We start from the raw sequence: 26,457 nt of genomic DNA on the forward strand, positions 1-26,457 counted from the left end.
TCAGCCCGACTCGTTTCAGAAGGAGAGGGCGTGACGCTTCCTGGCGAGCGCCATATGCGGACTGCGAAGTCCGTGCGCGCCGCGCGCACCGGGCGTCGTCTTCACGACGGCGGCGTGATGGTTCAGCGCGACCGCCTACTTGACCGAAGCCAGCTTGCGCTGTTCGTCGAAGAACGCGCGCACGTGCTCGGGCAGTTCGGTCGCGAGAAACTCGACGGCTACCGGCTCCGGGTCCGGACAATGCACCTTGTCGGGCGTCGGGATTTTCGTCGGTTTGGCGTCCATGGTTCTCTCCTCGGGTGACATCGACATCGATTACTGGCGATTGCGGCTGCCATCTTTCTCGTGCGCCGCCGCAATGACCGATTTAGCTGATCCTCTGATTAAGCATTATCGGTTCGGAGTGGGTTCGGCTTGAGCGCGAAACCGCGGGAACCGATCAAGCATATGACCGTTCGTGCGGCGGTCGGTAATTTGCGCTGATACGCGAGTCAGCTTACTTAAGTTTTAGCAAAAACAACCGCAGTGGACCGAGCCGCTGAGACGCCGGAGAGCCCCGTCGCGCCGGGCTCTGCGCTCTGTCCACGCTAACTCGAAGCCTTTCCTCTATGGATATAACGATACCGGGAAACCTTCGTTGTCGCTGTGGTGCAAAGCGGAAAATGGCTCGTCGTTGTACGAAAGCGCACATATCGCGCGATTCAGAGAAGCCGGCTGCGCAAATGCGAAATGCGTTTGCGTATTTGCGCCGCGAACCGAAATCGAAGTCAGACGAGAAGTGTGGGAAAGTGCGCGCTGAGGGGGAGGGGCGGCTCGCACCGGGCGTACGAGACCGCCAATAACAAAAACCCGCGTCATTTGCATGAACGCGGGTTTTGGTTTGCTGCTCGAATCTTGTGGTGCCGGAAAGAGGAATCGAACCCCCGACCTTCGCATTACGAATGCGCTGCTCTACCGTCTGAGCTATTCCGGCATCAGAGAAACAAGATTATAGCGACCACATTCTCGATTTGGCAAGACCCTGAATCAAACTTTCTTTTCGAGATGGTAGCGGGTCACGCGGTCGACCTCGTTCTTCGAGCCGAGGAACACCGGCACGCGCTGGTGCAGGCTCGTCGGGACGATATCGAGAATGCGCCGCTCGCCGTCGGTCGCCGCGCCGCCCGCCTGCTCGACGATGAACGCCATCGGGTTCGCTTCGTACATGAGGCGCAGCTTGCCCGGGCGATCCGGCGTGCGCTTATCGGCCGGGTACATGAAGATGCCGCCGCGATTCAGGATGCGATGCACGTCCGCGACCATCGACGCGATCCAGCGCATATTGAAGTCTTCCTTGCGCGGACCGTCCTTACCTTCGTTCAGTTCGTTGACGTAGCGCTGCACCGGCTCGTACCAGTGGCGGCTGTTCGACGCGTTGATCGCGTATTCGCGCGTTTCGGTCGGCACCTGCATGTCGCGCTGCGTCAGCACCCACGAGCCGAGTTCGCGGTCGAGCGTGAAGCAGTTGACGCCATTGCCCGTGGTCAGCACCAGCACCGTCTGCGGCCCGTACACGGCATAACCCGCGGCCACTTGCGCGCTTCCCGGCTGCATGAAGACCGCTTCCGTCGGGTCCGCGCCGTCCGGGCAGCGCAACACCGAGAAGATCGTGCCGATCGACACATTGACGTCGATGTTCGACGAGCCGTCGAGCGGATCGAACGTCAGCAGATAGTTGCCCTTCGGATAGCGGTTCGGAATCGGGAAGATCTTTTCCATCTCTTCCGATGCCATCGCGGCCAGGTTGCCGCCCCATTCGTTGGCTTCGAGCAGGATTTCGTTCGAGAGCACGTCGAGCTTCTTCTGCACTTCGCCCTGCACGTTTTCGCTGCCGGCGGAACCGAGCGCATCGCCGAGCGCGCCTTTGCTCACCTGATAGCCGATTTGCTTGCAGGCCCGCGCGACGACTTCGATCAGAAGACGCAGGTCGGCCGGCAGGTTCTGGTGTTCGCGCTGCTGCTCGATCAGATACTTCGTGAGCGTGGTACGGCTGGAAATGGAGGACATGCTGGGCTCCGGTGAGCGTTAGACGAATATTCACGATTCTAACCGCTCGATCCTGCTCGCCTATGTGACAGCACCGGCCGTGGCCGCCATAAACAAGAATGGCCGTCGCGCGAAACATCGCGCGACGGCCACTGATCGGGTAGAGCGCGGTTACGCCGCCAACGCCTTTTCGACCACTTCGCGCACGTCGCGCGACTTCGCCTTCGACGCGACTTCGCTCAACGCCGCGTGCATCTTCTCGCGCAGCGCCGGAGTAAAGCGCCGCCACATTTCGAGCCCGCGCGCGAGGCGGGCCGCGACCTGCGGATTCAGCGCGTCAAGCGCGATCACTTGCTCGGCCCAGAACGCGTAGCCGGAGCCGTCGACCGCGTGGAACTGCGCGGGATTGCCGCTGCAGAAGCTGAAGATGAGCGAGCGCGCGCGGTTCGGGTTCTTCAGCGTGAACGCCGGATGCTGCATCAGCTGCCGCACGATCTCGATCACCTTACGCTCGTCGCCGCCGCGCTGCGTCGCCTGAAGCGCGAACCACTTGTCGATCACCAGCGCCTCCTTCTCGAACCGGCGATAGAAGTCCGCGAGCGCCGCATCAGCGACGGTCGGGTCCGCGCCTGCCGTCGCGCTGGCAAGCAGCAGCGCCGAAAGCGCGGCGGAGCGGTCCGTCATGTTATTCGCGTCGTCGTACTGCTTTTGCGCGAGACGCACGGCGTCGCTCGGATCGTCGACTTGGCTGAGATACGCGAGCGCCAGATTCTTGAGCGCGCGCTTGCCGGCGTCTTCGGGCGTCGGCCGGTACTCGCCCGGCGTCCGGTTCGCCTCGTAGACGGCGAGCCACTTGTCGCGCAACTGCGACGCGAGCCGGCGGCTCATGAACACGCGCGCCGCATGAACGGCGGCCGGGTCCGACACGCTCATCTGCTCGGCGAGATAGCTCTCGGACGGCAGCATCAGCGCGAGTTCGCGGAAAGCGGGCGTGAGCGTGGTGTCGTCGAGCACCTGCGCGAACGCCGCGATGACTTCGTCGTCGATCGAAAGCGTCTCGCCCTTCGCCGCGCGCCCGGCGAGCGCGAGCAACTCGCGCGTGGCGAGGCGCTGGCCGGCTTCCCAGCGGTTGAACGGATCGCTGTCGTGCGCGAGCAGGAAGGCGAGCTGTTCGTTGGTGTAGTCGAATTCGACGATCACCGGCGCCGAGAAATTGCGCAACAGCGAGGGCAGGGGCGCCTCGGCGACATCGACGAAGGTGAACGACTGCTCGCGCTCCGTGAATTCGAGCACGCGCGTCGTGCCCCTCGGCTCCTTTTCGCCTTCAAGACGCAGCGGCAGATCCGCCCCGTTCGCGCCGATCAGACCGACCGCGAACGGAATCAGAAGCGGCCCCTTCTGCGTCGCGCGGGCGGCTTCGGACGTCTCGCCGTAGCCTTGCGTCAGCGTCAGCGTGTACTTCTTGTTGGCGGCGTCGTAGGACGCGCGCACGGTGACGCGCGGCGTGCCCGCCTGGCTGTACCAGCGCTCGTATTGCGCGAGGTCGCGATGATTCGCGTCGGCCATCGCCTGACGGAAGTCGTCGCAGGTCACGGCCTGGCCGTCGTGGCGCTGGAAGTAGAGGTCCATGCCGCGCCGGAAGCCGTCGCGGCCGAACAGCGTCTGATACATCCGCACGACTTCCGAGCCTTTCTCGTAGACGGTCATCGTGTAGAAATTGTTGATCTCGACGTAGCTCTCCGGGCGCACCGGATGCGCCATCGGGCCGGCGTCTTCGGCGAACTGCATCTGCCGCAGCACGCGCACGTCCTCGATGCGCTTGGTCGCGCGGGCCGCGGCGCTCGCCGCGCCATCGGCGTCGCCTGCGGCCATGTCGGCGGAGAATTCCTGATCGCGGAACACCGTCAGCCCTTCCTTCAGACTCAACTGGAACCAGTCGCGGCACGTCACGCGGTTGCCGGTCCAGTTATGGAAGTACTCGTGGCCGACCACCGCCTCGATGTTCGAAAAGTCCGTGTCCGTCGCCGTTTCCGGATTGGCGAGCACGTACTTCGTGTTGAAGATGTTGAGACCCTTGTTCTCCATCGCGCCCATGTTGAAGTCGCTCACCGCGACGATCATGAAGCGGTCGAGATCCAGTTCCAGCCCGAAGCGCTTCTCGTCCCAGCGAATCGAGTGAATGAGCGAATCCATCGCGTGGCGCGTCTTGTCGAGGTCGTGTTCCTCGACCCACACCTGCAGCAGCTTTTCCTTGCCCGAGCCGGTCTTGATGCGTTCTTCCAGCGCGACGAGCTTGCCCGCGACGAGCGCGAACAGATAGCTCGGCTTCTTGAACGGATCTTCCCACTTGGCGAAGTGACGGCCGTCGGGCAGATCGCCTTCCTCGATCAGATTGCCGTTGGACAAGAGCACCGGATACGCCGCCTTGTCGGCGCGCAGCGTGACGGTGTAGGTGGCCATCACGTCCGGACGGTCGAGGAAGTAGGTGATGCGCCGGAAGCCTTCGGCCTCGCATTGCGTGAAGAAGTTGCCGCTCGACACATAAAGACCGGAGAGCGTCGTGTTCTGCTCCGGATTGCAGATGCTTTCGATGCTGAGTTCGAACGCGTCGCCGGGAAGATCGCCGATCGACAGGCCGTTCTCGTTGATTTGAACATCCGCGTGCGCCGCGCGGTTGATCGCCGCGCGCACGAACTCCAGTTGCTCGCCGATCAGTTCGAGGCGCGGCGCATGGCCGGGCGCGTCCGGGTTGCGGCGCAGGCGCATGGTGTTCTTCACGACCGTGCGCGACGGCACGAGCTCGAATTCCAGCGCGACCGAATCGATGAGAAAAGCAGGCGGCGTATAGTCCTCGCGGCGAATCACAGCGGATGCGGTCGGTGCGGGCGTGTTGGACATGGCAAGATCATCTCGGTGAGAGTGGCGGCCCGCTCGATCATGTGCGACAGAAGTACGGCACGAACGCGGGCTCCGCAGGTCGAACCATTGTACAAAACGGTTGGCTATCGTGAGTCCGGTGAGTCCGGCGCCGCCGTTCGACGCTCGCCCAAGCGCAGTCAACGAAATGAGGATGGCCATGAACGTCTCGACCCATCGGCTGATGCGCGCCGCCTGCCTGCCCGGCGCGTTGTGGCTCGCGGGCTGCACGACCTACGTCCAGACGCAGGTGACCGCGTTCTCGGACTGGACCGGCAGCGACGCCACGCGCACCTATGCGTTCGCCCGCGGTGACGACCAGCAGAACAGCATCGAGCAGAAGACTTACGAGACGCTCGTCGCGAGCGAACTGGCGAAATACGCGTTCAAGCAGACGCCGGAAGCGGGCGCGCATTATCAGGTGGCGCTCGCGTATTCTGTACGCGGCGACCTCGTGACGGTGCGCAGGCCCGTCTATTACGATCCGTGGCCGTACTATGGCTACTACGGCCGCCCGTTCTGGGGGCCGTGGGGCGGCTTCGGTCCATACGGCCCGTGGGGCCCGACGGGCTATGTGGACCAGAGTTACCCCGTCTATATTCACGCGCTGCAGATCCGCATGACCGAGCGCGCGACCGGACGCGAGGTCTACAAGGTGACGGCGGTCAATTCGACCGACGACGCCTCGCTGTATCGCGCGATGCCGTATCTCGCCCGCAGCGCGCTCGCCGACTTCCCGCTCGGCAACGGCACGGTGCGCACGGTGACGCTGCCGGTGGACAAGAACGGCGGCGTCGGCAACGAGACGGCGGCATCGCTCGATTCGACGGCGAGCGGCGCCGCGCCGGCGCCTGCAACAGCGCCCAAAACCGCGGAGTGACGGTGGCTCGCGGCACGCCGAGACGCGCCAGGACAGGGCATTCGGCCGCGCCGCAATATATGCAGCGGCGGTCAATAAGCGATATATTCGCGGTCATGACAAAACCGTGTCCGCCCCGTCCGAAAGCCGTTCCCGAGCCCGCCACATGGGACGCCCGGCTCGCCCGCCGCCTCGTCACGCCGCTCGTCGGCACGCCCGTCACGCCGAATCATCTGACGACCGTTCGCCTCGCCATCGGGCTCGGCGGCGCGTACTACCTTTCGCTCGGCGACTTCTGGCTGTGCTCGCTCGGCGCGCTCTTGATCGCGCTGTCAAATTTCGTCGATCACACGGATGGCGAGCTTGCGCGCATCAGCGGTCAGTCGAGTAAGATCGGACACTTTTACGACCTTGCGTGCGACGCGCTCGTGACCGTGCTGCTCTTCGCCGGCATCGGTTTTTACGTCGCGGTGCATCATCCTACGTATGCGACGGCCGCGCAGTGGCTCGGCGGCGTGGCGGGCGTCGCAGTCGCGCTCATTTTCTTCCTGCGCATGCGCATCGAGTCGATGGTCGGCAAGTCCGGCACCAAGCAGGCAACGGTCGCCGGCTTCGAAACCGAAGACGTGCTGTATCTGCTGCCGGTCGTGACGGTGCTGAACGGCATGACGCCGTTCTTGATCGCGGCGGCCATCGGCGCGCCGTTGTTCGCGGTGTTCGTCGCGGTGGACTACCGGCGCGTGACGCGCCGCGTGCGCGCCGAAGCCACCGTACGCGCGAAGGCACAGACGGCACAGACGGCGCACGCCGCGCGCAAGGACGGCAACGATTTTCAGGCGGTGAGATGAGCGATACGGCAACTCCGGTCAACCAGCAACCTCGACACGCACAGGCGGACCACGCGGGCCGCCCGTCGCCACGCGATATCGACGCGACCCTCAACGGGCGCCTAGCCTCCCTGCCCACGCCGAAGCTGCATGCGGACTACGAGAAACAAGGCTCCTTCCTCTATCTCGACGACTTCCTGCCGCGCGACTACACCGAACGCCTGATCTCCGCCGTGCACGACGTGATGCCGGCCGTGAACCGCAACTACTTGCCGGGCCACAAGGCGGGCGGAAGCGTAAGCCGACACACGCTCGACAAGCTCGCGCCGTTCATCGCGGACCTGTACCGCTCGGAAGCGCTCATCAAGTGGCTGGAGGCGGTGAGCGGCGACAAGCTGCAACTCTCGCCCGAAGACGATCCTCACGCCTACGCGCTTTATTTCTACACGCGCCCCGGCGATCACATCGGCTGGCACTACGACACGTCGTACTACAACGGCCGCCGCTACACCATGCTGCTCGGCGTGATCGACGACTCGTCGTGCCGTCTCGACTACGAACTGCACACGCGCACGCCGAACGCGACGCCGCAGCCAGGCTCCGTGCAGTATCCGCCCGGCGCGCTGGTGTTCTTCGATGGCGACAAGCTCCGGCATCGCGTCACGCCGCTCGGCGAAAACGAGATGCGCGTGTCGCTCACGTTCGAGTACGTCACGAACCCGGAGATGCGGCCGTTCCAGCGGTTCATCTCGAACATGAAGGACTCCATCGCGTACTTTGGCTTTAAGCAGGTCTTTCGCCGCAAAGGCGGCAAGAACGGACAGGCATGAGCCGCGCGGGCACGTTTCTGCTGTCGATCGGCGTGGTGTTGTTCATCGCGCTGCTCGGCTGGCAAGGCTTCGGCTCGGTGGCGTCGACGCTCGCCGCCGCAGGCTGGGGCATCTTCGCGGTGGCCGCGTTTCACTTCGCGCCGCTCGTGCTCGACGCGGGCGCGATCAGCGTGCTCTTCTCCCGCAATGAACGCGACGTCACGCTGCGCGACGCGCTGCTCGCGCGCTGGGCGGGCGAATCCGTCAATAGCCTGATGCCCGCCGGACAAATCGGCGGGCCCATGCTGATGGTCCGCCATCTCTCGCAGCGCGGCATGCGCGCGCGCGACGCCGCCGCCGTCATCACCGTGAGCACGACGATGCAGACCGTCGCGCAGCTCCTTTTCGCGCTCGTCGGCGTCGTGCTGCTGACGAGCTACGCGGCGGGCGGCTCGTCGACGGTCGTGTCGATTGCGGTGCTCGCGGTCGTCGGCGTGATCGGCGCGATGATCTTCGGTTTCTACCTCGCGCAGCGGCGCGGTCTCTTCGGCCGCGCGATGCGCTTTGCGTCCGGCATCGCCGCGCGCTTTTCGAAGAAGCGCGACTGGTCGTCGCTCGTCACGCGCGCCGAGGCGGTCGATACGGCAGTGCACGCGCTGTATCGCGAGCGCGGCAAGGTGGCGGCGAGCTTCGGCCTGAGCCTTCTCGGCTGGATCGTCGGCACGGGTGAAGTCTGGATCGTGCTCGATCTGCTCGGGCATCCGGTCGGCTGGACCGAAGCGCTGCTGCTCGAAAGTCTCGGCCAGGCGATTCGCGGCGCCGCGTTCGCCATTCCCGGTTCGCTCGGCGTGCAGGAAGGCGGTTATCTGCTGCTCGCGCGCCTCGTCGGCCTGCCGCCCGAAACGGCGCTGGCGCTCTCGCTCGCTAAGCGCGCCCGCGAGCTCTTGCTCGGCGTGCCGGGCATCGTCTATCTGCATTTCGTTGAAAAAGGCTGGCAGCGCCGTCGTCTTGCGCGCGTGCCGGATATCGACTGATTCACCCTCGAAGGGAACAACAACCATGCGCGCAATTATTCTTGCGGCCGGGATGGGACTGCGTCTTGTTCAGCCCGAAGGCCAGCAAAAGCCGAAATGCCTGCTGCGCTTTGGCGACGCCTCGCTCCTCGAACGCCATCTTCATTATCTGAAGGGCGCGGGCGTCGATGAAATCGTCTTTGTCACCGGCTTCAAGCACGAACAGATCGAGGCCGAACTCGCGTCGATCGACTGGAAGCCGAAAACGGAAATCGTCGTGAACGAGGAATTCACGCTCGGCAGCGTGCTGTCCGTGCATACCGCGCGCGAAGCGATGACGCGCGGCGGCGACGTGCTGCTGATGGACGCCGACGTGCTCTACGACGAGCGCATCATCGAACCGCTGGTCGCGGGCGGCGCCGTGAATCGCCTGCTGATCGACCGTGACTTCGAAGCCGGCGATGAGCCGGTGAAGCTGTGCGTAGAAAAAGGCGTGCCGGTGGAACTGCGCAAGCAGGTCGCGGCGGGCCTGAACTACGACACCATCGGCGAATCGGTCGGCTTCTTCCGCTTCGACGCGAAGACGGCCGCGCGTCTGGCCGATATCGTCGCGAACTATGTCGAAACGGGCCGCGCGAAGATGCCGCACGAAGAAGCGGTGCGCGACCTGCTGCTGGAAAAAGCCCACGTGTTCGATATCGCCGATGTCACAGGCGCGCCGTGGATCGAAATCGACTTTCAGAACGACGTGAAGCGCGCAGCCGACGAAGTGCTGCCGCAGTTGCAACCGCTACGTCAGTTTGCAGGAGCCTCCCAACAATGAACGCACCCCGCACCATTCCCGTCGGCTACTCGCGCACCATGCGCCTGCGCGAGATGCTGCAAAGCAGCCGCCTCGAATTCCTGATGGAAGCGCACAACGGCATATCCGCGCGCATCGCGAAGGAAGCCGGTTTCAAGGCGATCTGGGGCTCGGGCCTCTCGATCTCCGCGCAGTTCGGCGTGCGCGACAACAACGAAGCGAGCTGGACGCAGGTTGTCGATAACCTCGAATTCATGGCCGACGCGAGCGATCTGCCGATCCTGCTCGACGGCGACACCGGCTACGGCAACTTCAACAACGTGCGCCGGCTGGTGAAGAAGCTGGAGCAGCGCGGCATCGCGGGCGTGTGCATCGAGGACAAGCAGTTCCCGAAGACCAATAGCTTCATCAACGGCGAAGCGCAGCCGCTCGCGGACATCGACGAATTCTGCGGCAAGATCAAGGCCGGCAAGGATTCGCAAAGCGATCCTAACTTTTCGATCGTGGCGCGCGTCGAGGCGCTGATCGCGGGCTGGGGCATGGAGGAGGCGCTCAAGCGCGCCGAGGCGTATCGCCAGGCGGGCGCGGACGCGATCCTGATCCACAGCAAGCTCTCGAAGCCCGACGAAATCCTGACCTTCGCGCGCGAATGGGCCGGGCGCGGTCCGCTCGTGATCGTGCCGACGAAGTACTACAGCACGCCGACCGACGCGTTCCGTCAGGCGGGCATCAGCTGCGTGATCTGGGCGAACCATCTGATTCGCGGCGCCGTTTCGGCGATGCAGGCCATCGCAAAGGAAATCCACGACAGCGAAACGCTCGTCAATGTGGAAGACCGCATTGCGACGGTCAACGAGATTTTCCGCCTGCAAGACGCCGACGAGTACTCCGCAGCGGAGAACATCTATCTGACGGCCGCCAACGAGAAGCGCAGCGCGGTCGTGCTGGCGGCGAGCCGCGGCGCGGGCCTCGAAGCCGTGACGGCGGATCGTCCGAAAGTGATGCTGCCGGTCGCGGGCAAGCCGCTTTTGCGCCATCTCGTCGAGGCGTTCAAGAAGGAAGGCATCAACGACATCACCGTCGTCGGCGGCTACCGTGCCGATGCGATCGATACGTCGGGCGTACGGCTCGTCGTGAATGACAAGCACGCGTCGACGGGCGAACTGGCATCGCTCGCGTGCGCCGCGAAGCACATCACCGGCGACACGGTGCTCTCCTACGGCGACCTGCTGTTCCGCAGCTATATCCTGCGCGATCTCGTCGAATCGCCGAGCGACTTCTGCGTCGTCGTCGATTCGTCGCAGACGCCGCAATCGGGCGCCTCCGCGACCGACTTCGCTTACTGCTCGCAACCGGATGACCGCGCGCTCTTCGGCCAGAAGGTGTGGCTGGAAAGCGTCGTCGGCGCGGGACACGCCCTGACCGAAGGACGCGCGCCGCAGGGCCGCTGGATGGGTCTCATCAATGTGCGCGGCGGCGCGCGTGACCGTCTGCTCGCGGTGCTCGCGCAGCTTCAGGCGCGCCCCGACTTCGATACGCTCGACATGGCCGCGCTGCTGAATGCGCTCGTCGCGGCGGGCGAAAAGATCGAGGTGCAGTACGTGCACGGCCATTGGCGCGGCGTGAACGACCTCGACGATTTCCGCCGCGCGGGCGACTTCGCGCACGGTCAAACGCCGATCGGCTCGGAAGGTCTGGAGAACGCGCGTGATTGAGGCCGCCCAGTTCGTCGAGGCGGCGCGCGCGCGCGGCTTCGACTGGTATGCGGGCGTGCCGTGCTCGTTTCTCACCCCGTTCATCAACTACGTGCTGCAGGAGGAATCGCTCCATTACGTATCGGCGGCGAATGAAGGCGATGCCGTCGCGCTGCTCGCGGGCGTGGCGCTTGGCGCGGGAAGCGGCGAGCGCAAACGTCGCGGCATCGCGATGATGCAGAACTCCGGGCTCGGCAACGCGGTGAGCCCGCTGACCTCGCTCACTTGGACGTTCCGGCTGCCGCAGCTTCTAATCGTGACGTGGCGCGGCCAGCCGGGCGTCGCCGACGAGCCGCAGCACGCGCTGATGGGCCCGATCACGCCGCAGATGCTCGACACGATGGAGATACCGTGGGAGCTTTTCCCGACGGAAGCGGACGCCATCGGTCCGGCGCTCGACCGCGCGACCGAATACATGGACCGCACCGGCCGTCCGTATGCGCTCGTGATGCAGAAGGGCAGCGTCGCGCCGTATGAACTGAAGAAGATCGGGCTGTCGGGCGTGCGCTCGACCGAAGCGCACGCGCCGGTCGACCGATTCGAAGGCGAGCGCGTGACGCGTCATGCCGCGCTGGAGCGCGTGATCGCACGCACGCCTAAGGATTCGACGGTCGTGCTGGCCTCGACCGGCTTCTGCGGCCGCGAGCTGTACGCCATCGACGACCGCGAGAACCAGCTGTATCTCGTCGGCTCAATGGGCTGCGTGACGCCGATGGCGCTCGGGCTCGCGCTGTCGCGACCCGATCTGACCGTCGTCGCGCTCGACGGCGACGGCGCCGCGCTCATGCGCATGGGCGCGTTCTCGACGCTCGGCGCCTACGGCCCGGCGAACCTGATCCACCTGTTGCTCGACAACGGCGCGCACGAATCGACCGGCGGACAGGCGACCGTCTCACGCGGCGTCGATTTCGCGTCGATCGCGTCGGCGTGCGGCTACGCGCTCGCGCTCGACGGCGACGACATCGGCGTGATCGACCGCCTCTTCGACGCGCAAGCGCCCGAAGGCGCGCGCTTCGCGCGGCTGTCGATCCGCACCGGCACGCCCGCCGACCTGCCGCGCCCGAAGATCACGCCGGAAGACGTGCGCGCGCGTCTGCAACGACACATCGGAGAACGCTGATGCTGCTGCTCAATCCCGGTCCCGTCACGCTCACCGAACGCGTGCGCAACAGCCTGTTGCAGACAGACTTGTGCCATCGCGAGCCGGAGTTCTTCGACTTGCAGGACGAAGCGAGAACGCGGCTCGTCGCGGCATACGAGCTCGATCCCGCGAAGTGGACGGCGGTGCTGATGACCGGCTCCGGCACGGCTGCCGTCGAAAGCATGATCGCGGGCCTCGTGCCGGAAGGCGGGCGGCTGCTCGTCGTGGAAAACGGCGTGTATGGCGACCGCATCGCGCAGATCGCGGCGCAGTACGGCATCGAGCATGAAGTGCTGAAGTACGAATGGATGCAGGCGCCGGACACCGACGCGATCGTCCGTATGATCGACGAGAAGGCGTTCACGCACGTCGCGATCATTCATCATGAAACGACGACGGGCCGCCTGAATCCGCTCGATGCGCTCTCGCGGGCGTGCGCCGAACGCGGCGTCGGCCTATTGGTCGATGGCGTGAGCAGCTTTGGCGCCGAAGCGATCGACTTCGACGGCGGCGGTATCGTCGCGGTGGCGGCGACGGCGAACAAGTGCCTGCACGGCGTGCCGGGCGCGGCGTTCGTGATCGCGCGGCGCGACGCGCTGGCGAAGGCCGCGAGCCGCACGTACTACCTCGGCATCGCGCGGCTCGCGAAGTTGCAGGACGCGCGCAACACGCCGTTCACGCCGTCGGTGCATGCGTACTACGCGCTCGTCGAGGCGTTGCGCGAGTTCGAGGACGAAGGCGGCTGGCGCAAGCGCCACGCGCGCTATGCGACGCTGGCCGAGCAAGTGCGAGCGGGCTTTGCGGCGCTCGGCATCGAGAGCGCGTTGCCGGCGGACGAGTCGTCGGTCGTGCTGCGCGCGTACCGGCTGCCGGCGGGCATCAGCTACGAAACGCTGCACGATGCGCTGAAGGCCAAGGGCTTCGTGATCTACGCGGGGCAGGGCGGCTTGTCGAAGACTTTGTTCCGCATCTCGACGATGGGCGCGCTCGACGCCAGCGACATGGATCGCCTGATCGCATCCGTCGCGGAACTGCTGCGTTGAGCGTAAGCGTCAGGGGCCTTTGCAGAAGATCGCCGTGATGAAGGGCGCGACGTGGTGTACGTCTGCGTCGCTGCCCGCTGCGTCGACCTTTTCCTTCACGGCGTCATCGCTCGCCCAGACGACCACGCCGTAAGCCGAATCCGCGATCGGCTCACCGTTGCCCTGTTTGAAGATGGGATCGTCCTTCTGGTAGCCGACGACCGCATACACCTTGAATCCGTATGCCGTCAGCGTCGCGCCTTTGACCGCCTTGAACGCGTTGACGGAGTTCGGCTCCACGCGCATCGGCTTCTTCTCGATCAATCCTTCTTGCTGAAGCGGCGCGATGAAGTCGTGCGCGGTGGAGTGGCAGTCGAGTTGCGCTTCGATTGCGCGTGCATGCGACGGCGCGGCCGACATGGCGAGCGCGAGGGATGCGGCTAGGCGAAAGAAAAGCGCGGCGGCCTTCATAACGAATCTTCACGGTGACGGACGAAAGCTTGCACTTTAGCGAGCGCGCAAAATTTGTGCTCGGATCAGCGCTTTCTCGGCATCGCAAAGGGAAACGCCCTTCGTGCGAAGGGCGCTTCTCGAACACTTAAGCCGCCAGTTCCAGCGCCGTCGTCCTGCGCCGCTCGCGCTCGTGCACGCGCTTGCCTGCCGCGTAGGTCTCGAACACGGCGCGGTCATCGCCGAGCAGCGCGAACGCGAACAGGAGTTCTTCGAGCGATTCCACGCGCGCCGTGCGCCGGGCGAGCAGCGGCGTCGCGGCCGGATCGAGCACGACGAAATCTGCTTCGCTGCCGGGCGCGAGCGTGCCGATCTTGTCGTCGAGTTCGAGCACTTGCGCCGCGCCCGTCGTCGCGAGCCAGAACATGCGCGTCGCGCTTAAGTGATGCCCCGTCAGACGCGCGACCTTGTGCGCTTCGTTCATCGTCTGGAGCATCGAAAACGAGGTGCCGCCGCCCACGTCCGTCGCGAGCGCCACGGGCATCTTTGACGCGCCAGCTTTCTCGAAATCGAACAAACCGCTGCCGAGAAACAGGTTCGACGTCGGGCAATGCGACGCCACCGCGCCCGTTTCGGCCATGCGCTGCCGGTCGGTATCGTCGAAATGGATGCAGTGGCCGTACACCGCGCGCCGCCGCAGGAGGCCGTAGTGATCGTAGACATCCAGATAGCTGCGGTGGCCCGGAAACAGGCTCTCGACCCACTTGATCTCGTCGGTGTTCTCGGCGACGTGCGTCTGAATGAACACATCGCGATGTTGCTGCGCGAGCGCGCCGCACGCTTCCAGTTGCGCTTCGGTCGATGTCGGCGCAAAGCGCGGCGTCAGCGCGTAATGCTGTCGGCCGCGGCCGTGCCAGCGCGCGATGAGCTCGGCGCTGTCGTCGTAGCCGGATTGCGCCGTGTCGCGCAGGAACTCGGGGCAGTTGCGATCCATCAGCACCTTGCCCGCCACCATGCGCAGATTGCGCGCCTCGCTTTCGGTGAAGAACGCATCGGCGGATTGCTTGTGCACCGTGCAGTAGACGAGCGCCGTCGTCGTGCCGCACGCGAGCAGTTCATCGAGGAAAAAGCTCGCCGTCTCGCGCGCGACGGCCGGGTTCTCGAAGCCGCGCTCGGTCGGAAACGTGTACGTGTTGAGCCACGGCAACAGACCCGGCGCGGGCGACGCGATCATGTCCGTCTGCGGAAAGTGAATGTGCGAGTCGATGAAGCCCGGCACGATCAGCTTGTCGCGCATGGTGTGCACGGTCGCGTCCGCGCCGAGCGTGTCGCGCAGCGACGCATACTCGCCCGCCGCGGCCACTTTGCCGTCCTCGACGATCAACAGGCCGTCGGCCTCGTACACCGCGCCGTCGGCGGCGAGCGCGGGGTCTTCGCGGAAGGTGAGCAACTGGGCGCGGTAGGCGGTCTGAGTCATGGTGCAACGTCTCCGATTTCTAGTGATGTCTACAACTGCGAAAGCAATACGAGCGAGAAGGCCGCGATGATCCACATCGCCGGCTTGATCTCGTTGAAGCGCCCGGTCGCGGACTTGAGCACGACGAACGCGAGAAAGCCGTACGCGACGCCGTCGGTGATCGAGTAGGTCAGCGGAATCAGGATCATCGCGAGGAACGCGGGAATGGCTTCATCGAAGCGATGCCATTCGATCTGCGTGATCGCTTCCATCATGAACACGCCGACGAGCACGAGCGCGGGCGCGGTCGCGATCGCCGGAACGAGCGACAGGAGCGGCGAGAGGAACAGGAACGGCAGGAAGCACAAGCCCGCGACCACGGCGACGAGCCCGGTGCGCCCGCCCGCCGAAATGCCCGCCGCCGATTCGATATACGCGTTCGCGGGACTCGTGCCGAGCGGCGCGGAAACGAGCGCGGAGAACGCGTCGACCATCATCGACTGGCGGATGTTGCGCGGGTTGCCGTTCGCGTCGAACAGCTTGCCGGCCTCGGAAATCGCCATGAACGTGGAGAGCGCGTCGAAGAACGACGTGAACAGCATCACGAAGATGAACGGCCAGTAGACCACCTTGAGCGCGCCCGTCAGGTCCAGTTGCCAGATGCCCGAGAAGTCCGGCGCGGCGAAGAGGCCGTTCCAGTTCACGAGCGTTTTCGTGGCGATGGCGGCGGGCCAGTACGCGGTGCCGTCGCCCCAGACGCGGCCGATCGGAATGGCGATGATCGTCGTGAACACGATGCCGAGCATCAGCGCGCCGGTCACTTTGCGCGCGACGAGAATCGTCGTGACGGCGAGGCCGATCAGGAACGTAATGACCACCGGATTGAGCGAGGCCGAATGCACGATGGTCACCGGATCGCCGACGACGAACTTCGCGTTCACGAGCCCGATGAGGCTGATGAACAAGCCGATGCCGCACGACACCGCATGGCGCAGGTTCGCGGGAATCGCATCCACGACGAGCTTGCGCGCGTTGAACACCGCGAGCACCGCGAAGATCACGCCGGCCCAGAACACGCAGCCGAGCGCCGTCTGCCACGGCATCTTGCCGCCGTGGACCATCACGAAGGCGAAGAGCGCGTTCATGCCCATGCCGGGCGCGACGAGCACGGGGTTGCGCGCGTAGAGGCCCATCGCGCAGCTGCCGAGAAAGCTGACGATGACCGTTGCCGTGAGCGCTGCCGGAAACGGCACGCCGGCCTGCGAAAGAATGCCCGGGTTGACGACGATGATGTACATCGCCGTGAGAAAGGTCGTGATGCCCGCGACGATCTCGGTTTTCGTGCGCGAGCCGGCCGCGCGAATGCCGAAGAATCGTTCGAGGGCGGTGGTGTCGCGTTGTGTTGTTGCTGTGGTATCCATCTTTATTGCGTTTAGTACGGTTAGTGCTTGGCTTTACTGCTTCCAATACGCGTCGAGGCGCGCGACCATCGCGGCGCGTTCCTCGTCGGTGACGAACGAGGCTTCCAGGCTGTTCTTCAACAGCGTGTAGACCTCCTTGTCCGAGAGCTTCAGCGCATCGACGATGGCGAAGTAGTTGGCGTTGACGTAGCCGCCGAAGTACGCGGGATCGTCCGAATTGATCATCACCGCGACGCCCTGATCCAGCAGGTCTTTCAGCGTGTGCTTGGTCATGTCGTCGAACACGCAGAGCTTGATGTTCGAGAGCGGGCACACGGTCAGCGCGATGCGCGCATCCGCGAGACGCGCGACGAGCGCCGCGTCTTCGATGCTGCGCACGCCGTGATCGACGCGATCCACCTTGAGCACATCCAGCGCCTCGTAGACATACGCGGGCGGACCTTCCTCGCCCGCATGCGCGACGAGCTTCAGCCCGCGCTCGCGCGCCTTCGCGAAGACGCGCTCGAATTTCGACGGCGGATGCCCGCGTTCCGACGAATCCAGCCCGACACCGATCAGCCGATGCGCGTACTGGTCGAAGAGCGGCAGCGCGCTTTCGTACGTGGCGAGCGCGTCTTCCTCGGAAAGATGACGCAGGAAGCAGAGAATCAGCTTCGACGTGAGGCCGCGTTTCTCGCCTTCGGCAAGCGCGCGCTCGATGCCCGCGACGACCGTTTCTATGGCGACGCCGCGCTCCGTATGCGTTTGCGGATCGAAGAAGATCTCCGCGTGCGTGACGTGGTCGGCGAGCGCGCGCTCGACGTAGGCCATCGTCATGTCGTAGAAATCGGCCTCATGCAGCAGGACGCTCGCGCCCGCGTAGTAGATGTCGAGGAACGACTGCAGATCCGTGAACTTGTACGCGGCGCGCAGCGCGTCGATGGAGTCGTACGCGAGCTTCACGCCGTTCCTTTCGGCAAGCGCGAAGATGAGTTCCGGCTCGAGCGAGCCTTCTATGTGAATGTGCAGTTCCGCCTTCGGCGCGCGCGCGATCTTGTCGGCGAGTGTGGGATTCATGGGCTTGGGGTTCTTATGTCGATGCTAGGGGCTTCCGCTCGAAATCAAGCGGTCTGTTGCGACGACGCGGAAAGCTCGGCACGCGCTTCCACGGCCTGCAGCAGCTGGGCGGCTGCTGCGACGGCGATCACTTCGGGGGCCTTATCGACGATGCCGTCGATGCCGATCGGACACACCATTCTCGCGATGCGCGCCGGGTCGATGCCGCGCGCCGCGAGCCGGTGCTCGAACTGCCGGCGCTTCGTGTGCGAGCCGATCATGCCGAAGAACGCGAAGTCGCCGCGCGCGAGAATGCGTTCGGCCAGCACGAGATCCACCGCATGGTTGTGCGTCATGACGATGAAGTACGTGCCGGCCGGCGCGTTGTCGACGGCTTCGTCGGGCGCGTCGTTCGGCTCGATCGTCACGTTGTCCGGCACGAACTGCGCGGCCGGAAACGCGGCGTCGCGCTCGTCGACCCATCGCACGTGACAGGGCAGCGTGGCGAGCACGCGCACGAGCGCCGCGCCCACGTGACCCGCGCCGAACAGCACCACCTGAAAGTCGCGCGGCGCGATGGTTTCGGTGAGCAGCGCGCCGCTCTCGTCGAAGCCGGCGCCGTCCCACAACAGGCAGTCGGCGGTGTCGGCGCCCGGCTCGGGATCGGACAGCATCACGGCGTCGGGCATCGGCGCGAAGGAGACGCTGCGCACCGTCGAAAGCCCGGCCGCCGTGCGTTTGGCGAGCGAAGTCACCCAGTTCAGGTCCGATACGTCGAGCCGCTCGAACGCGAGCACGACCGCGCCGCCGCAGCACTGGCCGAGGCTCGGACCGAGCGCGAAACGTTCGAGCCGGCGCATGCGCGGGCTGCGCATGCCGTCCTTCAGCACTTGCCGGGCGGTTTCGATCGCCTTCCATTCGAGATGGCCGCCGCCGATGGTGTAGCGGGCGTCCTCGCGCGTGACGATCATCTTCGTGCCCGGCTCGCGCGGCGCGGAGCCTTCGACACGCGCGACCGTCACGAGCACGACGGCGTCGCCGTGCGCGAGCAGGTGTTGCAGGTCGTTCAGCCAAACTTGCATGGATGAGGCTCCGGGAGAGAATCGGGTTATTGCGTCGTCGCAGGCGCTAGTTTACCGGGGCGGCGGACTGAGCCTCGGCGGCGACGGAAGCGAGCGCGTCGAGAATCGCTTCGGGCGTGGCGGGCGCGCGCAGCTTCGGCGCGTCGGGCGCGTCGGGCGAAGCGCCCGCGATGGCCGCGCGGATCGCGAGCAGCACCGAAAACGCGAGCAACAGCGGCGGCTCGCCGACCGCCTTCGAGCGAAAGATGGTCGGCTCGACGTTCTCGTTGCCCGCGCCGCGAAAGAGCGCGACGTGGAACGCGGCGGGCGTGTCGTTGACGGCGGGGATCTTGTAGGTGGAAGGCGCGTGCGTCATCAGACGTCCGTCGCGGTTCCACCACAGCTCCTCGGTCGTGAGCCAGCCCATGCCCTGAATGAAGCCGCCTTCCACTTGTCCCAGGTCGATGGCCGGATTGATCGAGCGCCCCGCGTCGTGAAGCACGTCGGCGCGCAGCAGCTTCCATTCGCCGGTGAGCGTGTCGACGACGACCTCGGATACCGCCGCGCCGTACGCGAAGTAGTAGAACGGGTGGCCGGTCAGCGTCTTCGCGTCCCAATGCACTTTGGGCGTGGCGTAGAAGCCGTCGGACCACAACTGCACGCGCGCCAGATACGCCGCCGCGACGAGTTGATCGAACGGCATCTGCCCGCCGTTCGCCTCGACCACGCCGCCGTGAAAGCGCACGTCCGCGGCTGCGCCGCCGAGCTGCTTCGCGGCGAGTTCCGCGAGGCGCGCGCGGATGGTCAGCGCCGCCGCTTCCGCCGCCTTGCCGTTGAGATCGCTTCCGGTGGATGCCGCCGTCGCCGACGTATTCGCGACCTTCGACGTATCGGTGGCCGTCACCCGGACGCGCGCGAGGCCGATGCCGAGCACGCTAGCCACCACTTGCGCGACCTTCGTGTTGAGCCCCTGGCCCATTTCGGTGCCGCCATGATTGACGAGCACCGAGCCGTCCTTGTAGACGTGCACGAGCGCGCCGGCCTGATTCAGAAACGGCACGTTGAACGAGATGCCGAACTTGACTGGCGTGAACGCGATGCCGCGCTTGAGCACGTCGTTCGTCGCGTTGAACGCGGCGATCGCTTGGCGGCGCGCGTGGTAATCGCTGGACGCGATCAATTCGTCGGTGAGCGGCGCGAGCACGTTGTCCGCGACCGTCTGGCCGTACGGCGTCACGTTGCGCGCGTCGATGCCGTAGTAGTTCGCGCGCCGCACATCGAGCGGATCGCGCTTGAGCCGATGCGCGATTTCATCGAGCATCACTTCCATCACGAGCGCGCCTTGCGGGCCGCCGAAGCCGCGAAACGCCGTGTTCGACTGCGTGTTGGTCTTGCAGCAGAACGCGCGGATATCGACATCGCTCAGGTAGTACGCGTTGTCGAAATGGCACACGGCGCGCGTCGCGACCGCGCCCGACAAGTCCGCCGAATAGCCGGCCCGCAGCGCGATCTCGACGCGCGCGCCAACGATGCGCCCGTCGTCGTCAAAGCCCGCTTCGTATTCGTAGACCGCGTCGTGGCGCTTGCCGGTAATCATGAAGTCGTCGTCGCGGTCGGCGCGCAGCTTCACCGGGCGTTTCAGCACGTGCGCTGCGAGCGCCGCGACGCACGCGAAGAGCGCCGATTGCGATTCCTTGCCGCCGAAGCCGCCGCCCATGCGCCGGCATTCGCACACGACCGCGTGCGTCGGCCAGTCGAGCATGTGCGCGACGACCTGCTGCATTTCGCTCGGATGCTGCGTCGAGCTGTAGACGAGCATGCCGTCCGATTCCTTCGGCACGGCATACGCCACCTGGCCTTCGAGATAGAACTGCTCCTGCCCGCCGACCTCGAATTCCCCGGCGATGCGATGCTTCGCCCCCGCGATGCGCGCGTCCGGATCGCCGCGTTTCAGATGCAGCGGCGGCAGCACGAACTGCTTGCGCGCCTTGGCTTCGCGCGGCGTCAGGACGGCTTCGAGCGGCTCGTAGCGCACGACATCGTCGCTTTTGGCGAGCGCGGCGGCGCGGCGCGCCAGATCGTGCGTCTCTGCGATGACCGCGAACACCGGCTGCCCGAGGTACTGCACTTCGTCGGCGGCGAGGATCGGGTCGTCGTGCAGCACCGGGCCGCAGTTGTTCTCGCCGCGAATGTCGGCGGCGGTCAGAACCGCGAGGACGCCGGGCGCGGCACGCACGGCATCGAGATTCATCGAGACGATGCGCGCGTGCGCGTATCGCGACAGCCCGAGCGCCGCGTGCAGCGTGCCGCGCAATTCGCGGATGTCGTCGGTGTAGACCGCCTCGCCGCTTACATGCAGCGCCGCCGATTCGTGCGGCAGCGCGGCGCCCGCGGCGTCGGCGTCCACGTTGGCGGGACGGGCTGCGGCATCGAGTGCGATCGGTTCGCTCGCCTTGTTCATGGCTGCTCCTCGGAGATCGACGCATGCGCGGCGTAGGCGAACGCGTTCACTTGGGCTAGCGCGAGCGGCGCGTCGGCGCGCGTCTCCAGATGGAAGCGCCGCAGCAGGTTGCGCGCCACCTTCGCCCGATACGCGCTCGATGCGCGCATGTCGGTGAGCGGCTGGAAGTCGGCATCGAGCGCGTTCATGGCGGCGCGCACGGTGTCGTCGCTCCATTGCGCGCCGATCAGCGCCGCTTCGACCTGAGCCGCGCGTTTGGGCGTCGCCGCCATGCCGCCGAACGCAATCCGCGCGCTCGTCACGCGATGGCTGTCGTCCAGCCGGATCGCGAAAGCGCCGCAGACGGCGGAGATGTCCTGATCGTAGCGCTTGGCCACCTTGTACGTCCGGAACCGCAAGTCCGAGCCGGGGCGCGGCACGCGGATGGCCGCGACGAATTCGCCTGGCTGAAGCGCGGTCTTCTGATACGCGAGGTAGAACGCGTCGAGCGGTATCGTCCGGATCTTGTCGCCGTGCTGGAGCACGAGTTCGGCGTCGAGCGCGATGAGCGCGGGCATCGAATCGCCGATCGGCGAGCCGTTCGCGACGTTGCCGCCGAGCGTACCGGCATTGCGGATCGGGCGCGACGCGAAGCGCGTCCATAGCTCGGCGAGTTCGGGGTAATCGGCGGTAAGCGCGGCGTACGCATCTTCGAGCGATGCCGCCGCGCCGATCGTCAGCGTCTGCGCGTCGCGCTCGATGCGCTTCAGTTCCTCGACATTGCCGATAAAAAGGATGTCGCCGAGATCGCGAAACTGCTTGGTGATCCACAGGCCGATATCCGTGCTGCCCGCGAGCAGACGCGCGTCCGGGTTCGCTGCCCGAAGGCTGGCGAATTCGGCGCGCGTGACGGGCGCATGAAATGCCGGGGTGCCGAAGGCTTCGCCGCGCGCGTCGGGCGCGCGGTATTCGAACGTCTGCGTGCGGCGCAGGCCGGCGAGCGCGTCGCGGATCGCATCGCGGTCGAAAGCGGGCGGCGGATAGTCGAACATGCGCTCGGCGGCATCGATGATCGGCCGGTAGCCGGTGCAGCGGCACAGATTGCCGGAAATGGCGGCGGCGATTTCGTCGCGCGAGGGCGGGCCGGCATCGCGCGGATGGGCGTGGTACAGCGCCCAGAGCGACATGACGAAGCCCGGCGTGCAGAAGCCGCATTGCGAGCCGTGACAATCGACGAGCGCCTGCTGCACCGGGTGCAGCGCGCCGTCCGCGCCGCGCAGGTCTTCGACGGTGAACAGCGCACGCGAATCGAGCGTCGGCAGAAGCTGGATGCACGCGTTGACGGCCTTGAGCGCGAGTTCGCCCGCTGAATCGAGTTCGCCGACGACCACGGTGCACGCGCCGCAATCGCCTTCGGCGCAGCCTTCTTTCGTGCCGGTGCAGTCGTTCGCGCGCAGATGCTGAAGCACGGTGCGCGTGGCGGGCGCATCGGCGATGTCGCGGACGGCGCCGCGGTGCAGGAAGCGGATGGTGTGCGTTGTCATGAGCCGGGCAGGGACATTGCGGACCAGGCGCGCGTTGCGCGGTTTCCGCCTGCATCCCGACATTCGGGCATGCAGCGCGGACTGCGCGCACGTAGATCGCCATCCAGCCTCGACCATAGCACCGCAATATCCCGAAAATATTTATGGGATCGTATTCAGATTATGCGGAAGCGGTGATGCGGGGAAGTGAAATGCGAGAGAAAGGTAAGACGCGCGGGACGTGAATGCCCGCGCCGAAGGCAATCCTAAAGCGCCGCCGCCCGCGTCTTGCGCCGCGACCGGAGGCTCAACGCGACCAGCGCGAAGATGATCGCGAACGCGACCAGCGACCACTGCGGCAGCGAGAGCCCGAAAATCGGTGGATAAGCCGTCTCGCAAAGCCCCGCTACCTTGAAGACTTGCGGCAGCCAGCGCGCGGGCGGCAGGCTGTCGACGACCGGTTGCAACGCGTCGAAGCCGCAGCTAAAGCCGGGATTCGCCTGAATGTAGACGTGCCGCGCGGCCGTGGCCAGCCCGCCGAGCGCCGAAAGCGCGACGAGCGCCTCCAGCAGCGCGACGCCGCGCCAGCCGTTGAAGCCCGCGCCGAGAAACGCGAACACGGCAATCAGCACGAAGAAGTAGCGCTGGATGATGCAAAGCGGACACGGGTCCTCGCCACGGAAGAACTGCAGATACAGCGCCCCGGCGACGAGCGCGAGACATACGAAGCCCAGGAGCGTCAAAAGCCGCCGCTCGCGGCGCAGCGCGCGGTCGTCCTCGTGCATCGTAAATTGATGTAGATGGTTGTTCATTATTTCGCAACGTTTCGAGAAGGAAGCACCTGACCGGGCGGGCATCGCGCAGAAATTCTAGCGCGATCGCCCGGTGCGAAACACAGCCGGATTTTCTGAATGATGCGGCGTGTCAGCGCGTCGTCTCCAGCACGGCTTCTACGGCGCGGCCGATGGACAGCAGCGTGTCGTCGGCGTTCGGCGCGCCTGCGAGCATGAGGCCGACCGGCGCCTCGCCACGGCGATGACACGGCAGCGACAGCGCGCAGGCATCGAGAAAATTGAAGGTCGTCGGGTTGCGCAGCACGAGCGCGTTGGTGCGCGCGAAATGATCGTCGTCGGCTTCGAGATCGGCGATGCGCGGCGGCAGCACGGGCACCGTCGGGCAGACGATGGCGTCGAAGCGTTGCCAGAGCGTCGTGCGCGCGGCCTCGATCATCGCGGCGCGCGCCTCGCACAGTTCGATATAGTCCGCGGCGCTCGCGGTTTCCGCGCGCATCAGACGCGCGAGCACGCGCGGATCGTATTCGCTCGCGTGCTCGGCAATCAGCTTGCGATGCCACGCGTACGCCTCGATCGCCACCAAGCCGAAGCGGTTGATTTCCGGCAGACGGTCGAGCGGCGCGAAGCGCACGTCTTCCACCAGCGCGCCCGCGGCGGCGAGATGATCGACCGCCGCCTGCACGGCCTGCGCGACAGGCGCTTCCACGCCGTCCGTCACGTAATTCGTGAGCACGCCGAGGCGCACGCCGTCGAGCGGGCGCGTGGCGGGCACATCCGGCTCGCGCCCCGCGAGAATGCGGTCGACGAGCGCGCAACACGCGACCGTCGCGCCGATCGGGCCGAACGAATCCAGCGTCTTGGAAAGCGGCACGCCGCCTTGCTTCGGAATGCGGCTCGCGGTCGGCTTGAAGCCGGTCAGGCCGCAGAACGCAGCGGGAATGCGCAGCGAACCGCCGGTATCGGTGCCGAGCGCGACGGCGGCCATGCCGTCCGCGACCGATGCCGCCGCGCCCGACGACGATCCGCCCGCGATGCGCGCGTCGTCCGGCACGTTCGCGCGGTGCGGCGAGCGCGGCGTCCCATAGTGCGGATTGAGCCCGAGCCCCGAAAACGCGAACTCGCTCATGTTCGTGCGTCCGACGATCACCGCGCCCGCGCGGCGCAGGCGCGCGACCGTGACGGCATCGGCGCGGGCCGGCTCGGCGTTCGCGAGCACGCGCGATCCGGCGCGCGTCACCTGACCTTCGACATCGAAGAGATCTTTCACGGACACCGGAATGCCCGCGAGCGGCGAGAGCACCGTGCCCGCGCGGCGCAGCGCGTCGTGGGCGTCGGCGGCGGCGCGGGCGTGTTCGGCATCGACCTGAAGGAACACGGTCGAGCCTTGGCCGTTGGGATCGGCGATCCGTTCCAGCGCGGTCTCGACGAGCGCGCGGCTCGTCGTGCGGCCGCACTTCAGTTCTGCGGCGAGGAGGGCTAGCGGGGGGAACTGCGGCGAAGTGGTCGGCATGGCATCGAGCAGTGGCGTTGCCGGCGGCGGCGCAGGCGAAGCGTGCGACGGGCTTCGTTGATCGTGCCGGCGGCGGTCCGATGCGGGCGGCGGCGCGGCGCATCGGCGGTGAAAGGGCGGGCGGTCGTGGCGAAGTGAAGCCGGACGCCCAGGGTGGCTGTCATTCTAAGCCAGCGCAGTAAGAAATACGCGAGCTCGCGATGAGTCGTGTGTTTAGATCGTCCGCGAGAAGCGCCGGAGGCTGGCCTGTCCCAGATAGCGGTCGAACACCGACGCGACGTTGCGCACGAGCATGCGTCCGGCCGGCAGCACGCGAATGGCGTCCGGCGTGATGTCGATGAGGCCGTCGTCGGCCATCGGCGCGAGGCGCGCGAGTTCATCGGCAACAGCGTCCGCGAAGACGATGCCGTGTTCGCGCTCGACGTCCGAAAAACGCAGCGCGCCGCCGCACATGAGCCGCATGATGACGTCGCGGCGCAAGAGATCGTCGGCGGTGAGGCGCACGCCGCGCCGGATCGCGATTCGCCCGGCGTCGATGGCGGCGGCGTAGTCGGCAAGATCGCGCGCGTTTTGCGCATAGACGTCGCCGACCTTGCCGATGGACGACGCGCCGATGCCGATCAGATCGCAGTCCGCGTGCGTGCTGTAGCCCTGAAAGTTGCGCTGGAGCGTGCCGGCCTCAAAGGCGCGGGCGAGTTCGTCGCCGGGCAGCGCGAAATGATCCATGCCGATGTAGACGTAGCCCGCATCGCTCATCCGCTCGATCACGCGCTTCAGAATGGCGAGCCGCACGGCGGCCGAAGGCAGCGCCGCTTCGTCGATCTGACGCTGCATCTTGAAAAGCGTCGGCATGTGCGCATAGCCGAACACGGAGACGCGGTCCGGCGCGAGCGCGATGATGGCATCCAGCGTGCGCGTGAAGCTCTCGACGCTCTGATGCGGCAAGCCGTAGATCAGATCGACGCTCACCGACTCGAAGCCGTGCTCGCGCGCCGCGCGCATCACGTCCTCGGTCGTCGCGCGTGGCTGGATGCGGTTGACGGCCCGCTGCACGCGCTCGTCGAAGTCCTGCACGCCGAGGCTCAACCGGTTGAAGCCGAGTTCGCGCAGCACCGCGATGGTTTCGGCGGACGCTTCGCGCGGATCGACTTCGATCGAATATTCGGCGCGCGCATTGGGCACGAGGTTGAAATGCTCGGCGGTGGCGGCCATGAGCTCGGCCATCTCGTGGTGTGAGAGGAAAGTCGGCGTGCCGCCGCCCCAATGAAGCTGCGTGACGGGGCGGCGCGTATCGAAGCATGCGGCCTGCATCGCGAGTTCGCGCTTCATGCGGTCGAGATACGGGCGGGCGTGCGCGCGATTCTTCGTCGCGACCTTGTTGCAGCCGCAATAGAAGCAGACGGTGTCGCAGAACGGAATGTGGAAGTACAGCGACAGATCCGCCGATGCGCCGCCTCGGCTTGCGGCTTCGAAGTAGTGCGCGGGATCGAACGATTCCGTGAACTGGACGGCCGTGGGGTAGGACGTGTACCGCGGGCCGTGCGCGTCGTAGCGCGCGAGCAGGTCCGGGCGAAAGATGGTGTCGGCGAGAGTCATGGG

The 26,457-nt window shown here is 66.0% G+C and carries 21 protein-coding genes and 1 tRNA gene; 8 read left to right on the forward strand and 14 right to left on the reverse strand.

The window, feature by feature from the left end; all coding sequences use genetic code 11:
• Window positions 1-135 precede the first annotated feature (135 nt).
• From HWX53_RS05335 to pepN, 4 genes are all read right to left on the reverse strand, one after another.
• The gene (locus HWX53_RS05335) at window positions 136-285 is read right to left on the reverse strand and encodes a hypothetical protein (protein ID WP_175939762.1); all 150 of its coding nucleotides are present in this window, start codon (window positions 283-285) and stop codon (window positions 136-138) included.
• A gap of 612 nt (window positions 286-897) precedes the next feature.
• Window positions 898-973 (reverse strand) — tRNA-Thr (locus HWX53_RS05340).
• Between the two features lie 53 nt (window positions 974-1,026).
• Window positions 1,027-2,046 carry a class 1 fructose-bisphosphatase gene (locus HWX53_RS05345; RefSeq protein WP_175939763.1) on the reverse strand — a complete coding sequence of 340 codons (1,020 nt, stop codon included), beginning with the start codon at window positions 2,044-2,046 and terminating at the stop codon, window positions 1,027-1,029.
• 150 nt (window positions 2,047-2,196) lie between these two features.
• Window positions 2,197-4,923, reverse strand: coding sequence for an aminopeptidase N (gene pepN, locus HWX53_RS05350; protein WP_175939764.1), 2,727 nt, complete (start codon window positions 4,921-4,923; stop codon window positions 2,197-2,199).
• Window positions 4,924-5,101: 178 nt separating this feature from the next.
• Here pepN and HWX53_RS05355 point away from each other — a divergent pair, with 178 nt between their 5' ends.
• The 8 genes from HWX53_RS05355 (at window position 5,102) to HWX53_RS05390 (ending at window position 13,189) form a co-directional block, all read left to right on the forward strand.
• Window positions 5,102-5,821: a DUF4136 domain-containing protein gene (locus HWX53_RS05355; protein WP_175939765.1), complete on the forward strand. Its 720-nt coding sequence runs from the start codon at window positions 5,102-5,104 to the stop codon at window positions 5,819-5,821.
• A gap of 95 nt (window positions 5,822-5,916) precedes the next feature.
• A complete protein-coding gene (locus tag HWX53_RS05360) occupies window positions 5,917-6,648 on the forward strand; it encodes a CDP-alcohol phosphatidyltransferase family protein (RefSeq protein WP_175939766.1) in 732 nt (243 codons plus the stop codon).
• On the forward strand, window positions 6,645-7,457 hold the full coding sequence (locus tag HWX53_RS05365) for a 2OG-Fe(II) oxygenase (protein WP_175939767.1): 813 nt from the start codon (window positions 6,645-6,647) through the stop codon (window positions 7,455-7,457). The genes HWX53_RS05360 and HWX53_RS05365 overlap by 4 nt, the downstream gene beginning before the upstream one ends.
• On the forward strand, window positions 7,454-8,470 hold the full coding sequence (locus HWX53_RS05370; protein ID WP_175939768.1) for a flippase-like domain-containing protein: 1,017 nt from the start codon (window positions 7,454-7,456) through the stop codon (window positions 8,468-8,470). Before HWX53_RS05365 ends, HWX53_RS05370 begins: the two co-directional genes overlap by 4 nt.
• Before the next feature lie 25 nt (window positions 8,471-8,495).
• A complete protein-coding gene (locus HWX53_RS05375) occupies window positions 8,496-9,272 on the forward strand; it encodes a phosphocholine cytidylyltransferase family protein (protein ID WP_175939769.1) in 777 nt (258 codons plus the stop codon).
• Window positions 9,269-10,966, forward strand: a complete 1,698-nt coding sequence (gene aepX, locus HWX53_RS05380) for a phosphoenolpyruvate mutase (protein ID WP_175939770.1) — start codon at window positions 9,269-9,271, stop codon at window positions 10,964-10,966. The genes HWX53_RS05375 and aepX overlap by 4 nt, the downstream gene beginning before the upstream one ends.
• A complete protein-coding gene (gene aepY, locus HWX53_RS05385) occupies window positions 10,959-12,125 on the forward strand; it encodes a phosphonopyruvate decarboxylase (RefSeq protein ID WP_175939771.1) in 1,167 nt (388 codons plus the stop codon). The genes aepX and aepY overlap by 8 nt, the downstream gene beginning before the upstream one ends.
• A complete protein-coding gene (locus HWX53_RS05390; RefSeq protein ID WP_175939772.1) occupies window positions 12,125-13,189 on the forward strand; it encodes a 2-aminoethylphosphonate aminotransferase in 1,065 nt (354 codons plus the stop codon). The genes aepY and HWX53_RS05390 overlap by 1 nt, the downstream gene beginning before the upstream one ends.
• 9 nt (window positions 13,190-13,198) lie before the next feature.
• Here the strand turns inward: HWX53_RS05390 and HWX53_RS05395 are convergent, their stop codons facing one another.
• The 10 genes from HWX53_RS05395 to hemN form a co-directional block, all read right to left on the reverse strand.
• Window positions 13,199-13,639 (reverse strand): hypothetical protein, encoded by a 441-nt coding sequence (locus HWX53_RS05395; protein ID WP_175939773.1) that lies wholly within the window; start codon window positions 13,637-13,639, stop codon window positions 13,199-13,201.
• A 127-nt stretch (window positions 13,640-13,766) separates the two neighbouring features.
• Window positions 13,767-15,095 (reverse strand): guanine deaminase, encoded by a 1,329-nt coding sequence (guaD, locus tag HWX53_RS05400; RefSeq protein ID WP_175939774.1) that lies wholly within the window; start codon window positions 15,093-15,095, stop codon window positions 13,767-13,769.
• Between the two features lie 29 nt (window positions 15,096-15,124).
• Window positions 15,125-16,495, reverse strand: a complete 1,371-nt coding sequence (locus HWX53_RS05405; RefSeq protein WP_175939775.1) for an NCS2 family permease — start codon at window positions 16,493-16,495, stop codon at window positions 15,125-15,127.
• Between the two features lie 33 nt (window positions 16,496-16,528).
• Window positions 16,529-17,551 carry an adenosine deaminase gene (locus HWX53_RS05410; protein ID WP_175939776.1) on the reverse strand — a complete coding sequence of 341 codons (1,023 nt, stop codon included), beginning with the start codon at window positions 17,549-17,551 and terminating at the stop codon, window positions 16,529-16,531.
• Between the two features lie 44 nt (window positions 17,552-17,595).
• Window positions 17,596-18,612 carry a xanthine dehydrogenase accessory protein XdhC gene (gene xdhC, locus HWX53_RS05415; protein ID WP_175939777.1) on the reverse strand — a complete coding sequence of 339 codons (1,017 nt, stop codon included), beginning with the start codon at window positions 18,610-18,612 and terminating at the stop codon, window positions 17,596-17,598.
• A 46-nt stretch (window positions 18,613-18,658) separates the two neighbouring features.
• Entirely contained in the window at window positions 18,659-21,052 is a 2,394-nt protein-coding gene (gene xdhB / locus HWX53_RS05420) for a xanthine dehydrogenase molybdopterin binding subunit (protein WP_175939778.1), read from the reverse strand.
• Window positions 21,049-22,575, reverse strand: coding sequence for a xanthine dehydrogenase small subunit (gene xdhA / locus HWX53_RS05425; protein ID WP_175939779.1), 1,527 nt, complete (start codon window positions 22,573-22,575; stop codon window positions 21,049-21,051). Before xdhA ends, xdhB begins: the two co-directional genes overlap by 4 nt.
• Window positions 22,576-22,820: 245 nt before the next feature.
• On the reverse strand, window positions 22,821-23,339 hold the full coding sequence (locus HWX53_RS05430) for a disulfide bond formation protein B (protein WP_175940618.1): 519 nt from the start codon (window positions 23,337-23,339) through the stop codon (window positions 22,821-22,823).
• 139 nt (window positions 23,340-23,478) lie between these two features.
• The gene (locus HWX53_RS05435) at window positions 23,479-24,858 is read right to left on the reverse strand and encodes an amidase (RefSeq protein ID WP_175939780.1); all 1,380 of its coding nucleotides are present in this window, start codon (window positions 24,856-24,858) and stop codon (window positions 23,479-23,481) included.
• Between the two features lie 213 nt (window positions 24,859-25,071).
• Window positions 25,072-26,454 carry an oxygen-independent coproporphyrinogen III oxidase gene (gene hemN / locus HWX53_RS05440; protein WP_175939781.1) on the reverse strand — a complete coding sequence of 461 codons (1,383 nt, stop codon included), beginning with the start codon at window positions 26,452-26,454 and terminating at the stop codon, window positions 25,072-25,074.
• Window positions 26,455-26,457: the final 3 nt, after the last annotated feature.

The organism is Caballeronia sp. BCC1704 (assembly GCF_902833455.1).
Lineage (GTDB): Bacteria > Pseudomonadota > Gammaproteobacteria > Burkholderiales > Burkholderiaceae > Caballeronia.

Coding starts and splice junctions, on each gene's coding strand:
- HWX53_RS05335 (WP_175939762.1), bottom strand. CDS start 285: ATGGACGCCAAACCGACGAAAATCCCGACGCCCGACAAGGTGCATTGT.
- HWX53_RS05345 (WP_175939763.1), bottom strand. CDS start 2,046: ATGTCCTCCATTTCCAGCCGTACCACGCTCACGAAGTATCTGATCGAG.
- pepN (WP_175939764.1), bottom strand. CDS start 4,923: ATGTCCAACACGCCCGCACCGACCGCATCCGCTGTGATTCGCCGCGAG.
- HWX53_RS05355 (WP_175939765.1), top strand. CDS start 5,102: ATGAACGTCTCGACCCATCGGCTGATGCGCGCCGCCTGCCTGCCCGGC.
- HWX53_RS05360 (WP_175939766.1), top strand. CDS start 5,917: ATGACAAAACCGTGTCCGCCCCGTCCGAAAGCCGTTCCCGAGCCCGCC.
- HWX53_RS05365 (WP_175939767.1), top strand. CDS start 6,645: ATGAGCGATACGGCAACTCCGGTCAACCAGCAACCTCGACACGCACAG.
- HWX53_RS05370 (WP_175939768.1), top strand. CDS start 7,454: ATGAGCCGCGCGGGCACGTTTCTGCTGTCGATCGGCGTGGTGTTGTTC.
- HWX53_RS05375 (WP_175939769.1), top strand. CDS start 8,496: ATGCGCGCAATTATTCTTGCGGCCGGGATGGGACTGCGTCTTGTTCAG.
- aepX (WP_175939770.1), top strand. CDS start 9,269: ATGAACGCACCCCGCACCATTCCCGTCGGCTACTCGCGCACCATGCGC.
- HWX53_RS05390 (WP_175939772.1), top strand. CDS start 12,125: ATGCTGCTGCTCAATCCCGGTCCCGTCACGCTCACCGAACGCGTGCGC.
- HWX53_RS05395 (WP_175939773.1), bottom strand. CDS start 13,639: ATGAAGGCCGCCGCGCTTTTCTTTCGCCTAGCCGCATCCCTCGCGCTC.
- guaD (WP_175939774.1), bottom strand. CDS start 15,095: ATGACTCAGACCGCCTACCGCGCCCAGTTGCTCACCTTCCGCGAAGAC.
- HWX53_RS05405 (WP_175939775.1), bottom strand. CDS start 16,495: ATGGATACCACAGCAACAACACAACGCGACACCACCGCCCTCGAACGA.
- HWX53_RS05410 (WP_175939776.1), bottom strand. CDS start 17,551: ATGAATCCCACACTCGCCGACAAGATCGCGCGCGCGCCGAAGGCGGAA.
- xdhC (WP_175939777.1), bottom strand. CDS start 18,612: ATGCAAGTTTGGCTGAACGACCTGCAACACCTGCTCGCGCACGGCGAC.
- xdhB (WP_175939778.1), bottom strand. CDS start 21,052: ATGAACAAGGCGAGCGAACCGATCGCACTCGATGCCGCAGCCCGTCCC.
- xdhA (WP_175939779.1), bottom strand. CDS start 22,575: ATGACAACGCACACCATCCGCTTCCTGCACCGCGGCGCCGTCCGCGAC.
- HWX53_RS05430 (WP_175940618.1), bottom strand. CDS start 23,339: ATGCACGAGGACGACCGCGCGCTGCGCCGCGAGCGGCGGCTTTTGACG.
- HWX53_RS05435 (WP_175939780.1), bottom strand. CDS start 24,858: ATGCCGACCACTTCGCCGCAGTTCCCCCCGCTAGCCCTCCTCGCCGCA.
- hemN (WP_175939781.1), bottom strand. CDS start 26,454: ATGACTCTCGCCGACACCATCTTTCGCCCGGACCTGCTCGCGCGCTAC.